Here is a 13,037-nt window from a genome sequence, read left to right as displayed (position 1 = left end):
CCGGGTTCGTGTTCAGGCAGTCGCGATGCGGTGGGCGCGCATCAGGGCCAGGGCACCGGCCGCGGTGGTGGGTCCGAAGGTCTGGTTCCCGTCGGTGGACGCCTGACGCGCCTGCTCGATCTCGCCGCGGTCGATCCGGCAGCGGCTGGTGATCGGCTCCACCCCGTAGAGCCTGGCCGAGTTGAGTCCCAAGATCTTGGCCTTGATCTGTGGGGTCAACGCCGGGTAGCCGAACCGCTCCTGGAACTGCTCGCTGATCTGGAAGGCGCGGAAGGCCTGGATCTGGTCCTGCGGTGAGCCGTACCAGATGGAGTCCGTCCCCCACACCACGTTGTCCTCGCCGAAGGCCGCAAGCAGCTTGCCCAGCACGTGCGCTGCTTCGGTCGGTCGCCCCATCACCGACTTCCACGTCGAGCCCAGCTCGGCGTAGACGTTGCCCCCCGGTCCGATGTCGGCGGCTCGCACCGAGGCGATCAGGCGGTCGATGCCCTGAGGTGCGTCGGCGTCGTAGGGGCCCTCGGTGTGCTCGGCTTCGTAGCCCGAGTGATACACCACGAAGGAGAGCTCGGGGTGGTTCAGCGCCGCTGGGCCGACATCGACGGGGCTGGCGAAGGGGCTCCCGGAGGAGAACCCCTTGTGCACGGCCACGATCGGTGGACCGAGGGTCGCCACCTGGGACAGGAACCGCTCGCCCACCTGCGCCGCTCGGGGGTCGTGGTCGTCGAGGTACCAGCCCGGCCCACCGGCGTGCGTGTACACCTTCCACGCACCGATCCCGTAGCGGTCTCGCAGGTCGGCCATCGCCGCCAGCGCGACGTCGAGCGGGCCGTCGCTCGGGTGGGCCTCGCCCTGCATGAGGACCCGCTGGTCACCGCACACCTCGTCGGCCAGGGCGATGGTGCGGGCCATGACCTCCGGGCTGAGCGGGTTGCCCGCGAAGGGCAGCGCGGACAGCACGATCATGTTCGTGTCGCTCTTGTTGAAGATCAGGTCGAGGAACCGCTCGACCGAGTAGCACTCCTTCGGGTCGGCTGATCCGCAGTTCGATTGCGGGAACGCCGGCACCGGGCCTCCGTAGTCGTGGCTGTAGTCGAGGAAGTGCCCCTGCACGTCGAACACGAAGTCGTCGCCGCCCAGCGCGTCGCGGGCCGCGTCCGGGTCCCGCTCGGCTTCCGGCGAGGTGACGAAGGTGCCACCCGGCTCGCCCTCCTCGGCCTCCCTGCTGCAGGCCGCGAGCACGGTGAGCATCGTCGCCGCACCCATCGAGGAGAGCAGGAACTGCCGGCGTGACATGCCGACGGCGTGCGCGTTGCTCGCGGCCCGCTCCCGGGTGCGGCGGGCCACCTCGCGCACCAGCGGGGACGCCGGTGGGGGCAGGTACTCCCCGTTGGAGCAGGGGTGCAGCTTGATCGGCAGGCCCGGGTCGACGTCGTCGGCGGCCATCCACGGCATTCTCCCATGCCGGTTGGTAGCGTGCCTGGTCATGACTGCCGTGGTGATCATCCTGGTCGTGGTGCTGGCCGCCGGTGTGGTGGCGCTGCTGGCGCTCAACCCGGTCATCGCCCGCAAGAGCCAGGAGGCGGTCGACCAGTGCCGGGCCGAGCTGGGCGGCGCGGACCAGGTGCGGGTCCTGGACTCGAGAGCGGTGGGCTTCGCCAGCGACCCGGAGGAGGTCGGGGGCCTGCGCGGCCAGGGCTGTCTCGGCGCGAGCGCCACCGAGCTGGTGTTCGTCACCACCGCGGGTCACAAGATGCTCCGTATCCAGCGGTCCGCCATCACCAAGGTCGACACCTCGGGTGATCCCCGCTCGGAGGCCAAGGCGACGGTCATCGTCACGTTCACCCATCCCGAGCACGGCCAGGCCACGGCGTCGTGGCGGGTTCCCGACCCCCGGCCGTGGCTGGTGGAGCTGGGCTACGACTGGGGCCCGGAGGGTCCCCCCGCGCTCAGCGCGAACGAGAGCAGCTGATACCGGCTGGCCTCGCGGGGCTCGTCCGCGCCGGGGCCGTCACCAGCCACGGAAGGCCGGCGCGCGCCGCTCCACGAAGGCGGTCATCCCCTCGCGGGCGTCGTCGGTGCCGTTCACCAGCTCCTGGGCGAACGCCTCCTCGTCGAACGCGGTCCGGCGGTCGGACTCGAAGGAGCGGTTCAGGAGCCACTTGGTCATCGCCAGGGCGCGGGTGGGGGCTTCGGCCAGCCGCGACGCCAGCGCCTCCACCTCGGCGATGAGCTCGGCCGTGGGCACCACCCGGTTGGCGATGCCGATGCGCAGGGCCTCCCCGGCGGGCACGTCATCGCCGAGGAACATCAGCTCTTTGGCCTTGTGCAGCCCGACCAGCCGGGGGAGCAGGTAGGCGCCGCCGGCATCGGGCATGATCCCCCGCCGCACGAACACCTCGATGAACCGGGCCGTGTCGGCCATCACCACCAGGTCGCAGGCCAGCACGAGCTGCGCGCCGCCGCCGGCGGCGGTGCCGTTCACGGCAGCCACGACGGGCTTCTCACAGTCCAGGATCGAGCTCACGAGGCGCTGCCAGCCCTCCCGGATGAGCCGGGCCGCGTCGCCGACCGCCCGCTCGGGCGCGCCTTCGGGCCGATCGGGCGGGGCCGTGCGGGGGCCGCCGAGCGCCGCGCCGGTGCAGAAGTGCCGGTCGCCCGCGGCGGTGAGCACCACGGCCCGCACCGCCAACGACGCGGACGCCTGCTGGAACAGCTCGGTGAGCCGGTCCCGCCGGGGCATGGTCAGGGCGTTGCCCTGGTCCGGCGCGTTGATCGTGATCCACGCCACGCCGCCGGACTCGTCGTAGGTGACCTGCTCCTCGAGCGGTGCCTCGTCCGCCGCCATCTGCGCTCCCTCCGTTGCCGGGTTCCGGGGCGAGAGCGTAACGTGACATGAACGTCAGGAAACGGGGGACGCGGACATGGGGCTCTTCGACGGCAAGGTCGCGGTGGTCACCGGCGCAGGCCGGGGGATCGGCCGGGCCGAAGCGCTGCTGCTCGCAGCCGAGGGCGCGAAGGTGGTGGTCAACGACCTCGGGGGGGCGGCGTCGGGGGAGGGCCGCGACCAGACCCCGGCGCAGCAGGTGGTGGATGAGATCGTGGCCGCGGGCGGCACGGCGGTGGCCAACTATGACGATGTCGCGTCCTGGGCGGGGGCCGAGAACCTCATCGGTCAAGCGGTCGACGAGCTGGGCGGGCTCGACGTGCTCGTCAACAACGCGGGGATCCTGCGGGACAAGATGAGCTTCTCGATGAACGAGGACGAGTGGGATCTCGTCGTCAACGTCCACCTCAAGGGCCACTTCTGCACCTCGCACTTCGCGGGCGCCCACTGGCGGGAGCGCTCGAAGCAGACCGGTCAGCCGGTCGAGGCGACGATCGTCAACACCACCTCGGAGTCCGGGCTGTACGGCAACGCGGGGCAGGTGAACTACGCGGCCGCCAAGGCCGGTATCGCGTCGATGACCATCGTCGTGGCCCGCGAGCTCGAGCGCTACGGCGTGCGGGTGAACGCCATCGCCCCCGTGGCTCGCACTCGGCTCACCGAGGCGGTCGCGGGGGAGTACATGACGGTGCAGGAAGGCGACTTCGACCGCTTCGCGCCGGAGAACGTCGCCGCGGTCGCCTGCTGGCTGGCGAGCCCGCTGGCGCGGGGCGTCTCGGGTCAGGTGGTGAAGGTGCAAGGCGGGGTGGTGCAGCTCCTCGAGGGTTGGCGCCCACGCACCGAGGCCACGGCCGAGAAGCCCTGGACCATCGACGGGGTGGAAGCGGTGCGCGACGAGCTGTTCGCGGACAGCGACGGCAGCATCCCACCGTTCTTCTTCCCGAGCCCGGGTCGGTAGGCCGGGCAGCAGGCAGGAGCGCAACCGGTGCGCCTGGCATGGGATCCGACCGATGAGGCATTCCGTGAGGAGCTGCGAGCCTTCATCGACGCCCACTGCCCGCCGCAGGCGCGGGTCGGCAAGGACTTCCTCGGTGGGGACGACGAGATCATCCCCGATTGGGCCCGGGAGTGGCAGGCCACGTTGTTCGACCACGGCTGGATGATCCCCGGCTACCCACCCGAGCTCGGCGGCCGCAACGCCACCCCGGTCCAGACCCTCATCTACCTCGAGGAGCTGGCCCGCCAGGGCATCCCCCGCTCCGTGCACTTCGGCGGCTACGCCATCGTCGGTCCGAGCCTGCTCGAGTTCGGCAACGACGAGCAGAAGGCGATGGCCCCCGCGGCGATCAGGGGTGACACGGTGTGGTGCGTGGGCATGAGCGAGCCCGACGCCGGCTCGGACCTCGCCAACCTGCAGACCCGGGCCGTGCTCGACGGTGACTCGTTCATCGTGAACGGCCAGAAGGTCTGGACCTCCTACGCCACCGTGGCGCAGAAGTGCTTCTGCTACGTGCGCACCAACCCGAACGTGCCCAAGCACAAGGGCATCAGCGTGCTGATCATCGACCTCGACACGCCGGGTGTCGACGTCCGCCCGCTCCGCCAGATCAGCGGCGGGTCGGAGTTCGCGGAGGTGTTCTTCACCGACGTGGTGGTGCCGGCGTCGAACCTGGTGGGTGAGCTCGACAACGGCTGGCGCATCACCATGGGCTCGCTGGCGCACGAGCGCGGCGGCCTGTGGGTGGAGGGGGTGTTCGGCTGCCAGCGGGCGGTCGAGGGGCTGGTGGCGCTGGCCGAGCGGCGGGGGCTGGCGGGCGATCCGGCCGTGCGCCGTCGCCTGGCGGCCGCGTACGAGCGGGTGGCCACCCTGAAGGCCCTCGGCTACAAGGGCTTCGCCGGCTTCGCCCAGGGCAGCTCGGCGCCCGAGCACAGCTACATGAAGCTGGCCACCGCCGAGTTGCGGCGTGAGCTGTTCGAGCTGGGGATGGACCTGCAGGGTCCGTTCGGGGCGGTGGTCGAGCCGGCCTTCACCGAGGAGCGCGCTCGCTGGCAGCAGGGGTTTTTCGTAGGCCTGGCAGCCAACATCGGTGGCGGTACGTCGGAGATCCAGCGCAACACGGTCGCGACCCGGGTGCTCGGGCTGCCGAAGGGGTAGGCAGCCGATGGACTTCACCCTGACCGACGAGCAGGAGCTGCTGCGGGCCACCGCCCGATCGTTGCTCGGCAACGAGTGCCCTTCGACGCTGGTGCGTGCCCACTGGGAGGACCCGTCGGTGGTCGAGCCGCTGTGGGAGACGCACCTGCGGGAGTGGGTGGCGCTGGGAGACGGCCCCCTCGTGGACCACTGCCTCTTCCTCGAAGAAGCGGGTCACGTCCTGCTGCCCGGGCCCTACTTCGCCACCTCGGCGCTGTTCCTGCCACTCCTGCGAGCACTGGGGCACCCGAGCGCGGATGTGGTCGCCGCCGGTGGGCTCTCCGGCACCGTGGCCCTCGCCGGGCTCGACGGGCTGTGGACCACCGAGCCCTCGCCCGATCCCGTCCGGCGGTTCGTTCCGGAGGCCGATCGGGTCGATCAGGTGGCCCTCGTCCTGCCGGGACCGGCGGTGGCGGTGCTGCCCGCGTCGTCGCTCACCGCACGCCCCATGGAGACGCTGGACTCCACCCGACGGCTGTTCGAGGTCGAGGTCCCGGCGGATGTGGACCCGCAGCCCATCTCGCCTGAGGCGCTGGCCGCGGTGCTGGATCGGGCCACAGTCGCGCTGGCCGCGGAGATGGTGGGGACCACCCGGTGGCTGGTGAGCACCAGCGTGCAGTACTCGAAGGAGCGGGTGCAGTTCGACCGGCCCATCGGCTCCTTCCAGGGCCTGCAGTTCAAGATGGTCGACATGTCCCTCGATCACGAGCGGGCCGCGGCCGCGGTGTACTACGCGGCCATGACGTTCGACGCCGGGGACCCCGACCGCCAACGCGCCGCGCACGTGGCCAAGGCCGCGGCCGGCACAGCGGCCAAGAGGGCCGCCAAGGACGCGGTCCAGATCCACGGGGGCATCGGCTACACGTGGGAGTCCGACGTGCACCTGTTCCTGCGACGGGCCTACGCCAGCGAGTACCTCCTCGGCCCGTCGGACTGGCACCACGATCGCCTGGCGGATCTGCTCCTCGGCGGGTCCTCGCTGCGCTAGCGACGCCGCCCGACCGGTCGATGGCGGGGGTCGGTGGGCGACCCCCGCCATCGGGAACCTCAGAGCAGCCGGACCGGCGCCGCCACTGGCACTCCGTTCGACCAGGTGCCCATCTCGAACGGCACAGTGTCGTGTCCTGCGATGTTGGCGTCGAGCGCGGCGTAGTACACCCTCCAGTCGAGCGTGTCCTGCTCGCCCGTGCCGCCGAAGAGCTCGGCCAGGAAGCTCGGGAGCCAGCCGTCGTCCTGGATCGGGGCCATGTGATCGGCCTGGATGGCGGGCGAGCCGGTGCTGTCCGAGAGCGCCTGGTAGACGACCTTCTCAGGAGCGGCGGTCATCAGGCCCGCCAGGGTTAGTGACTCCGCAGGTTTGGCGATGGTGTCGCGGTCGCCGGTGATGATGATCGTGCGGACCGTGTGGGAGCGCGCAGTGCTCGCGATGTCGATCGGCGTGATCCGCACCAGGCTGCGGACGAACGACGGGATGGCTGCGCCGGCGTCGAGCGACGGGTTGGCCAGGGTCGCGCTCCGGATGGGCACTCCTCCTCGGGCCAGCCAGCTGGCCCCCATGAGCCCGCCCAGTGAGTGGCCGTAGAGATGGATCTTCGATCGGTCGGCTGCGCTCCCGAGTCGGGCGAGGGCCACGTTGGTGGCGTCGATGGCTCGCTTCAACATCTGGTTCTGATCGGTGTCGGTCATGAGCCCGAGCAGCCCACCCTTGTTGAACTGCGGGAAGATCACGATGTAGCCCTGGCGGGTCAGGTGGTCGATGTGGCCCTGGTAGATCTCGGGCGCGAGCAGCATGAACCCGTGAAGGAAGACGACCACGGGGGCGGAGGTCCCGTTGCGCAGCCGGTTGGGGACGTACCACCACACGCGGGTGCCGGCGCTCCCGCTGCCCGTTTCGTACTTGGTCGCACCGGTGGCGATGTAGCCCTGGCTCGATCCAAAGCCCGTGGCCGCCTGGCCGGGCTGGCTCGGTGCGCCGGCGCTCGCTGGTGATGCGACCGTCAGCATCGCTGCGGTCGCGACGAGGGCGAGCAGGGCTCGCCGGAACGATCGTGCTGACATCTTGATTGACTCCCTCCGAGATCCTGGTGGCGCCCGTTCGCCCGATTGGGTACGGGTCGTCACCGCTTCGCCCGCCGTGGGCTCATGCGAAAGGTAAACACTGTTTATCTGCCGAGTAAAGGGCTGCCGGCGCCCACAGGACGGTTGGCGCACGACGGCCGCGGAGCCGCTCCTCACCCACCGGGCGCCACATTGCCGCGGTCTCCGCACTCGCACAGGCCAGGGTGTCGCCGGCGGCCAGGACCTGCGCCCTCTGACGCTTGGCCAGCACCGTGAGCCGGGCAGCCACGTTCACCGGGTCGCCGATCACCGTGTACTCGAAGCGTTCCGGTGTGCCGATGTGGCCGGCGATGGCCCGCCCGCTCGCCACCCCGACGCCCACGCTCGGGTTCGCGGGCAGACGACCGACCACTTCCGGGAGCCGGGCCGCGGCCCGCAGCGCACGATCGGCATGGTCCGGTTGATCGGTCGGCGCGCCGAAGATGCACAGGGCGGCGTCGCCTTCGAACTTGTTCACGAAGCCACCCTCCGCCATCACCACCTCCACCACCACCGAGAAGAACGCGTTGAGCTCCTCGACCACCTCGGCGGGCTCGTGGGTCTCGCTGAAACCCGTGAAGTCGTCGAGGTCGACGAACAGCGCGGTGACCGATCGCTCCTCACCACCGAGTTGTGGGCCCTGGTCGAGCGCGGCACGGGCCACGTCGACGCCTACCTGGCGCCCGTAGAGGTCATGGAGGAGGCGCCGTTCCCGCAGGCCCTCCACCATGTCGTTGAAGCCGGCTTGCAGCCGCCCGATCTCCCCCGCGTGGTCGACCAGGACCTCGACGTCGAGATCACCCTCCTCGACCCGGGCCATCGCCCGGCGCACGGCTTCGATCGGATCCGCCACCCCGCGCGCCGCGGCTCGCATGATCAGCCCACCGGCCACCACGCTGGCCACCACCAGCACGCCGATGCGGGCGCTGAGCTCGCCCCGCTGCTCGGCCGGCACCCCGAGTGGAGCGAGGCCCAGGGCCACGATCGGGACCGCGGAGCCGAGCAGCCAGGCCATCATGATCCGCGGCAGGATCTCCCGGTGCGGTCGGGGGAGGTTCGCGTCCTGGAGGGCCAGCGCGAACACCGGGCGGAAGTGGCGCTCGAGCAGCAGGTACAGCAACGCGCAGGTCACCAGCCCCGCGAGCACGATCCCGAGGGAGACGCGGGTGGCGTCCTCGTTGAGGATGCCGAAGATCACCGCCGCGCCGACCCACCCCAGGAAGGCCGACGCGGTCTGCTGGAAGGGCTGGGTTAGGGTGGCCAGGCGCTCCTTGTCCGTCGGCTCGCGCCCGTCGCGCACCCAGGCCACCGCCCGGGAGAGGAAGTACCGGTTGAGCGGGAAGGCGACGAAGAGGGTGACGAGGAGGTAGGCGCCGAAGACGGTGAGATTGAGGCCGACCCGCTGGGACTGCTCCGGGGTGCGCACCGGGAAGAGGTACTGCAGGTACAGGAAGACCAGCAGCGCTCCGGCCCCGTTCGCAAGGACCTGCAGGACGATGACCCCCCGGACCGTGGCCAGGGCCTGGAGAGGTCGGCGGTAGCGCACCGAGGGCCGCCGGAGCATGCCCTCGAGTCTACGGACGGACCCGCCTCCGCCCGCGAAACTTGACACGCGTGTCAGCAAACGCGAAGAATCCCCCCGCCGAGCGATCCGGCCGAGTGATCCGGGAGGCAGCATCGATGGCCGAGCCCAAGCTGAGCTTCGACGACGTCAACGTCGGCGATCAGGCCCCGCCGTTGAGTCACGAGCTGACGCGAACCGACCTCGTCATGTATGCCGGCGCCTCCGGCGACTTCAATCCCATGCACCATGACGAGGTGGCCGCGCAGGCCGCGGGCCTGCCCAGTGTGTTCGGGCACGGCATGTTCTCGATGGGGCTGCTCGGCAAGGCGATCACCGACTACGTCGGCATCGGCAACCTGACTCGCTACAAGGTGCGCTTCACCAAGCAGACCTGGCCCGGCGAGACGCTCACGAGCAGCGTGGTCGTCACCGGCAAGCGTGAGGATGGCGGCCGGAAGCTGATCGACCTCGAGGTGACCCTCGCCAATCAGGACGGTGAGGTCAAGGTCGCCGGCGAGGCCGTCGCCCTGGCGGGCTGAGCCGCCGGTGAGCCGGTCGGGACGCACCGGCGGAGGCTCACGGCGGGGCTGACGACGGGTGGATGCCGCGGCGCGGACCGCGGCGCCGGGGCTGGACGAGCCGCGAGGTGCCGTAGAGGTAGGCGGGTACCGCGAGCACCAGCAGCCCCAGCCATGACGGCGAGTCCGTGGACATCATCAGCACGAGGGCCAGGATGGCCACCAACGCCAGGCAGATGGTTGCCAGCGCCAGCACCTGCGCGCTCTGCTCACGACGAGCGAGCCCGTCCGCCGCCGACCCGCCGGCGCGGCCGCTGGCCGCCAGGGTGATGCCGGACGCGAGCGACGGCACCCGTCGCGTGCCGCGGCGGGCCAGGATGGCGAGGAGCTGGTCGGTGTGCTTGCCCGCGTTCAGCGCCAGCGCGTCCCAGACCGGGGGCGGGCTCTCGTCGCCGGGTGCCGCGGCGTGATCCCACCTGGCGCCGGGGAGCACCTCGGGGAGCGCGGTGGGCTCGGTGAAGACCAGCCCGATCGTGGCCCGGTGCAGCGGAGATTGCGGCGAGGCGGTGCCCACACCGGCGACCGTGGCGGTGCGGCCGAGACTCAGCGGGGTCGGCAAGCGCCGGGCTCGACGATCCCGCAGGTCGACGACCGCGGTGAGCGCCTCGAGGCGGATCCGGATCGGTTGTGCGGTGTACGAGCGGGCGTGCACGACGATCCCGTCGTCGTCCACCTCGACCGATGCGCCGCGGGCTCCGAGCCCCGCGGCGCCCCGCAGCGTCACCCCGTCGTCCCCGCCGTACGTCATTCGTGGTCCGGCTCTTCCACCCTCGCGCCCCCGTGCGACGCTCAACCTAGGTCACCACGGTAGGTGCCGGCACGTTGACGCGCAGGGATACCGGCCCCCAGCGGGGGAGCAGTAGAACGTGTTCTCGGCCGGCAGTACGCTGAGCGGCCCGCGGACCGGCAGAGGGGGGACCATGGCGCTGTCAGTGTTGGCTCATCGGGACGAGCTCGGGGTGGGGCAGGGCCGGCTGTTCATCGACGGCTCCTGGCGCGAGGGCTCCGAGGGCGCTGTCTGGACCCACATCCACCCGGCGTCCAATGAAGAGGTCACCACCTTCGCCACCGCCTCGGGGGCCGACGTCGACGCCGCCGTGCAGGCCGCCCGTCGAGCCTTCGACGACGGCCGCTGGACGTCACTGAAGGCCAAGGACCGCAAGCGGCTGCTCCAGCGCGTCGCCCAGCTCATCGCCGATCACGCGGACGAGCTCGACCGCCTGCAGACCCTCGACAACGGCATGCCCGTGTCGTTCTCGTCCATCTACCAGGTGTCGAGCCACATCGCCGCCGACGTGTTCGACTACCACGCCGGGTGGGTGGACCGGATCGCCGGCGAGACCATCCCCCAGTACACGGGATCGGACATGTTCACCATGACCCTCCGCGAGCCGGTGGGGGTGGTGGCCGCCATCATCCCGTGGAACGCCCCGCTGCTGCTCTTCGCCCAGAAGGCCGCACCAGCGCTGGCTGCGGGATGCACGGTGGTGCTCAAGCCGTCGGAGTACGCGTCGCTCACCGCGTTCCGCCTCACCGAGCTGCTCGAGCAGGCCGGTCTCCCTCCGGGGGTGTTCAACCTGGTGGCGGGGGAGGGCTCGGTCACCGGGGAGGCGCTGATCACCCACCCGCTGATCGACAAGATCACCTTCACCGGCAGCCGGGCTGTCGGGCGGCGCATCCTCGCTGCCGCGGCCGACGGCATCAAGCGGGTGTCACTCGAGCTCGGGGGCAAGAGCCCCAACATCGTCTTCCCCGACATCGCGGACCCGGATCTCACCGCCGCGGCGATGATGGGTATGGTGTCGATGGGCCTGTCGGGCCAGGGCTGCGTCTGCCACACCCGGGCGCTGATCCACCAGGACATCTATGACGAGATGATCGACAAGCTGGCCACCATGGCGGGGATGTGCGTGCTCGGCGACCCCTTCGACCCGGCCACCACCTCCGGCCCGCTGATCAACACCCGCCAACTCGAGCGGGTGACCGGCTACATCGAGCAGGGCCGCGAGGAGGGGGCCCGGCTGGTGGTCGGTGGCGACCGTCCCGACGGTGAGTTGGCGCAGGGCAACTTCGTGAATCCGACCCTGTTCGCCGACGTCGACAACCGCATGACCATCGCCCGGGAGGAGATCTTCGGCCCGGTGCTGGCCGCCATCCCGTTCAAGGACGAGGAGGAGGCCATCCGCCTGGCCAACGACACCGACTACGGGCTCGGCGCGTCGGTGCAGACTTCCGACGTGAAGCGCGCGCTGCGGATCGCCAAGGCCGTGCGCAGCGGCACCTTCGGTATCAACGGCTTCACGGTCATGCCCAACGCGCCGTTCGGCGGCTACAAGACCTCCGGCCTGGGTCGCGAGGGCGGGCGAGAGGGCATCGACGCCTTCCTCGAGACGAAGACCGTCAACATCGGCCTGAGCGACGCGGCGTTCTGATCGCGACCGGCCGGCGCCGGCCCGAGCCCGTCCTCGCTAGAGCCGGGAAGCTCCGCCGCCTCCGGCCCCGGGTACCAGCAGGCCGATCCCGTCGGGGAACGCGAGCCCGCTGGCCATGGTCTCGGGTGGTTGCGGCTCGCCGGCCACGAACACGATCCGGCGCACGCTGCCGGTCTTGTCGCCCGGGCCGATGCCACCGTCGGGCTTGAGCACCAGGCCGATGTCCGCGTAGTAGAGCGTGCCGTCGGGTCCGGCCGCGATGCCGAGCGGGGTGCCGGTCGAGAACGGCTGCGCCCCGAACTGCTCGCCGGCGGGCGGGCGCAGGATCGTCCGCAGGTACACGCCGTTGGCGTCGTACTCGTTGATCACCCCGTTGATCACACTGGAGACGAACAGGTGACCGTCGGGCCCGCCGGTCACGCCGGTGGGAGCGATGAGGTCGTGCTCTCCGGAGGGGATGAACATCTCCTTGCGGACCTCGTCGGCCAGGGGCGCACCGGTGGCGTCGGTGCGCCCGCACCCGCCCGCCGCGTCGGGGCCGGTGGGCAGGTCGTGGTAGCGCCACACCCCCGAGGTCTGGCCACCGAACGACGGTGGCCGGGCCGAGGCCACCAGCACCCGGTCCTGGTCGTCGACCCAGATGCTCTGCGCGGTGGCGATCTCCACGTCGACCTTGCAGTAGGCCACCTCGTGGCTGTCGAAGGGCGGGAACCATACGATCAGCTGCCCGTCACCGGGGCCTGCCGCCTGGTTGCCGACGTCGGTGGTCACGATGCGGCCGTCGGAGAGGAAGCCGCACCCGTAGTTCTCCGCGTTGTCCGCGCTGCCCTGGAAGGTCGGCACCAGCTTGCCGATCTCCCGGGCCCGGAGGTCGCCGATGCGGTCGCCGGTCAGCTCGAAGATGCCCCATCCCTGGGTGTCACCGGCCGTCTGGCCCGTGTCCTCACCCGCGATGAACCGCCCCGATCCGTCGGGGAAGAAGCAGATCTGGCCGTTGATGTCGAGGCCCTCGGGGTCCTCCGAGCGGCTGGTGATCACCCGCTGGTGCTCGAAGGGTGGTTCGGCGGCGTAGGCGTCGAGGTGGTTGCCCTGCCCGTTGAACACGATCACCCCGGCCGGCTCCGAAGGTGGCGGGGCGGTGGTGGCGCTCGGTTGGCGGGCCGCGGTGGAGGTGGTCGTGGCGGTCTGACCGCCGCCCCCGGAGCTGCAGGCTGCCAGCAGGATCGGCACGGCCAGGACCGCCACGATCCCGAGCCCGCGTCTGCGCACGTTCGCCATCGGGTTGCCT

At 71.0% G+C, this 13,037-nt stretch carries 12 protein-coding genes; 6 read left to right on the top strand and 6 right to left on the bottom strand.

Annotated features, from left to right (window positions below):
• Positions 1-12: 12 nt before the first annotated feature.
• A complete protein-coding gene (locus tag HZF19_RS03225) occupies positions 13-1,443 on the bottom strand; it encodes an amidohydrolase family protein (RefSeq protein WP_208027309.1) in 1,431 nt (476 codons plus the stop codon).
• A gap of 40 nt (positions 1,444-1,483) precedes the next feature.
• Between HZF19_RS03225 and HZF19_RS03220 the strand changes: the two genes are divergently transcribed.
• Entirely contained in the window at positions 1,484-1,969 is a 486-nt protein-coding gene (locus HZF19_RS03220; protein ID WP_208027308.1) for a hypothetical protein, read from the top strand.
• A 39-nt stretch (positions 1,970-2,008) separates the two neighbouring features.
• On the opposite strand, the gene HZF19_RS03215 is transcribed toward HZF19_RS03220, so the two are convergent.
• The gene (locus tag HZF19_RS03215) at positions 2,009-2,845 is read right to left on the bottom strand and encodes an enoyl-CoA hydratase/isomerase family protein (RefSeq protein WP_208027307.1); all 837 of its coding nucleotides are present in this window, start codon (positions 2,843-2,845) and stop codon (positions 2,009-2,011) included.
• A gap of 76 nt (positions 2,846-2,921) precedes the next feature.
• On the opposite strand from HZF19_RS03215, the gene HZF19_RS03210 reads away from it, so the two are divergent.
• From HZF19_RS03210 to HZF19_RS03200, 3 genes are read left to right on the top strand one after another with little or no spacing between them, the layout of a single operon-like run.
• Positions 2,922-3,842, top strand: a complete 921-nt coding sequence (locus tag HZF19_RS03210) for an SDR family oxidoreductase (protein ID WP_208027306.1) — start codon at positions 2,922-2,924, stop codon at positions 3,840-3,842.
• 27 nt (positions 3,843-3,869) lie between these two features.
• Positions 3,870-5,039 (top strand): acyl-CoA dehydrogenase family protein, encoded by a 1,170-nt coding sequence (locus HZF19_RS03205; RefSeq protein WP_208027305.1) that lies wholly within the window; start codon positions 3,870-3,872, stop codon positions 5,037-5,039.
• 7 nt (positions 5,040-5,046) lie between these two features.
• Positions 5,047-6,066 carry an acyl-CoA dehydrogenase family protein gene (locus tag HZF19_RS03200; RefSeq protein ID WP_208027304.1) on the top strand — a complete coding sequence of 340 codons (1,020 nt, stop codon included), beginning with the start codon at positions 5,047-5,049 and terminating at the stop codon, positions 6,064-6,066.
• A 59-nt stretch (positions 6,067-6,125) separates the two neighbouring features.
• On the opposite strand, the gene HZF19_RS03195 is transcribed toward HZF19_RS03200, so the two are convergent.
• Positions 6,126-7,136: an alpha/beta hydrolase gene (locus HZF19_RS03195; protein WP_208027303.1), complete on the bottom strand. Its 1,011-nt coding sequence runs from the start codon at positions 7,134-7,136 to the stop codon at positions 6,126-6,128.
• Between the two features lie 82 nt (positions 7,137-7,218).
• A complete protein-coding gene (locus tag HZF19_RS03190) occupies positions 7,219-8,739 on the bottom strand; it encodes an adenylate/guanylate cyclase domain-containing protein (RefSeq protein ID WP_208027302.1) in 1,521 nt (506 codons plus the stop codon).
• A 116-nt stretch (positions 8,740-8,855) separates the two neighbouring features.
• Here HZF19_RS03190 and HZF19_RS03185 point away from each other — a divergent pair, with 116 nt between their 5' ends.
• Complete coding sequence (locus HZF19_RS03185) at positions 8,856-9,278, top strand: MaoC/PaaZ C-terminal domain-containing protein (RefSeq protein WP_208027301.1); 423 nt, start codon at positions 8,856-8,858, stop codon at positions 9,276-9,278.
• A 37-nt stretch (positions 9,279-9,315) separates the two neighbouring features.
• Here HZF19_RS03185 and HZF19_RS03180 read toward each other — a convergent pair whose 3' ends face one another.
• Positions 9,316-10,065, bottom strand: a complete 750-nt coding sequence (locus HZF19_RS03180; protein ID WP_208027300.1) for a hypothetical protein — start codon at positions 10,063-10,065, stop codon at positions 9,316-9,318.
• Between the two features lie 172 nt (positions 10,066-10,237).
• Here HZF19_RS03180 and HZF19_RS03175 point away from each other — a divergent pair, with 172 nt between their 5' ends.
• Positions 10,238-11,749, top strand: coding sequence for an aldehyde dehydrogenase family protein (locus HZF19_RS03175; protein ID WP_208027299.1), 1,512 nt, complete (start codon positions 10,238-10,240; stop codon positions 11,747-11,749).
• Between the two features lie 36 nt (positions 11,750-11,785).
• Here the strand turns inward: HZF19_RS03175 and HZF19_RS03170 are convergent, their stop codons facing one another.
• Positions 11,786-13,027 (bottom strand): NHL repeat-containing protein, encoded by a 1,242-nt coding sequence (locus HZF19_RS03170; protein WP_208027298.1) that lies wholly within the window; start codon positions 13,025-13,027, stop codon positions 11,786-11,788.
• Positions 13,028-13,037: the final 10 nt, after the last annotated feature.

Source organism: Rhabdothermincola sediminis, from assembly GCF_014805525.1.
GTDB classification, from domain to species: domain Bacteria; phylum Actinomycetota; class Acidimicrobiia; order Acidimicrobiales; family Acidimicrobilacustridaceae; genus Rhabdothermincola; species Rhabdothermincola sediminis.
Note: the sequence above shows the minus strand (reverse complement) of the source record. Positions and strands in the feature narration are given on the sequence as shown.

What these genes read in the sequence shown, in the direction of transcription:
- HZF19_RS03180 (WP_208027300.1), bottom strand. Translation starts at nt 10,065, where the DNA reads ATGACGTACGGCGGGGACGACGGGGTGACGCTGCGGGGCGCCGCGGGG.
- HZF19_RS03190 (WP_208027302.1), bottom strand. Translation starts at nt 8,739, where the DNA reads ATGCTCCGGCGGCCCTCGGTGCGCTACCGCCGACCTCTCCAGGCCCTG.
- HZF19_RS03185 (WP_208027301.1), top strand. Translation starts at nt 8,856, where the DNA reads ATGGCCGAGCCCAAGCTGAGCTTCGACGACGTCAACGTCGGCGATCAG.
- HZF19_RS03170 (WP_208027298.1), bottom strand. Translation starts at nt 13,027, where the DNA reads ATGGCGAACGTGCGCAGACGCGGGCTCGGGATCGTGGCGGTCCTGGCC.
- HZF19_RS03195 (WP_208027303.1), bottom strand. Translation starts at nt 7,136, where the DNA reads ATGTCAGCACGATCGTTCCGGCGAGCCCTGCTCGCCCTCGTCGCGACC.
- HZF19_RS03210 (WP_208027306.1), top strand. Translation starts at nt 2,922, where the DNA reads ATGGGGCTCTTCGACGGCAAGGTCGCGGTGGTCACCGGCGCAGGCCGG.
- HZF19_RS03175 (WP_208027299.1), top strand. Translation starts at nt 10,238, where the DNA reads ATGGCGCTGTCAGTGTTGGCTCATCGGGACGAGCTCGGGGTGGGGCAG.
- HZF19_RS03220 (WP_208027308.1), top strand. Translation starts at nt 1,484, where the DNA reads ATGACTGCCGTGGTGATCATCCTGGTCGTGGTGCTGGCCGCCGGTGTG.
- HZF19_RS03200 (WP_208027304.1), top strand. Translation starts at nt 5,047, where the DNA reads ATGGACTTCACCCTGACCGACGAGCAGGAGCTGCTGCGGGCCACCGCC.
- HZF19_RS03225 (WP_208027309.1), bottom strand. Translation starts at nt 1,443, where the DNA reads ATGGCCGCCGACGACGTCGACCCGGGCCTGCCGATCAAGCTGCACCCC.
- HZF19_RS03215 (WP_208027307.1), bottom strand. Translation starts at nt 2,845, where the DNA reads ATGGCGGCGGACGAGGCACCGCTCGAGGAGCAGGTCACCTACGACGAG.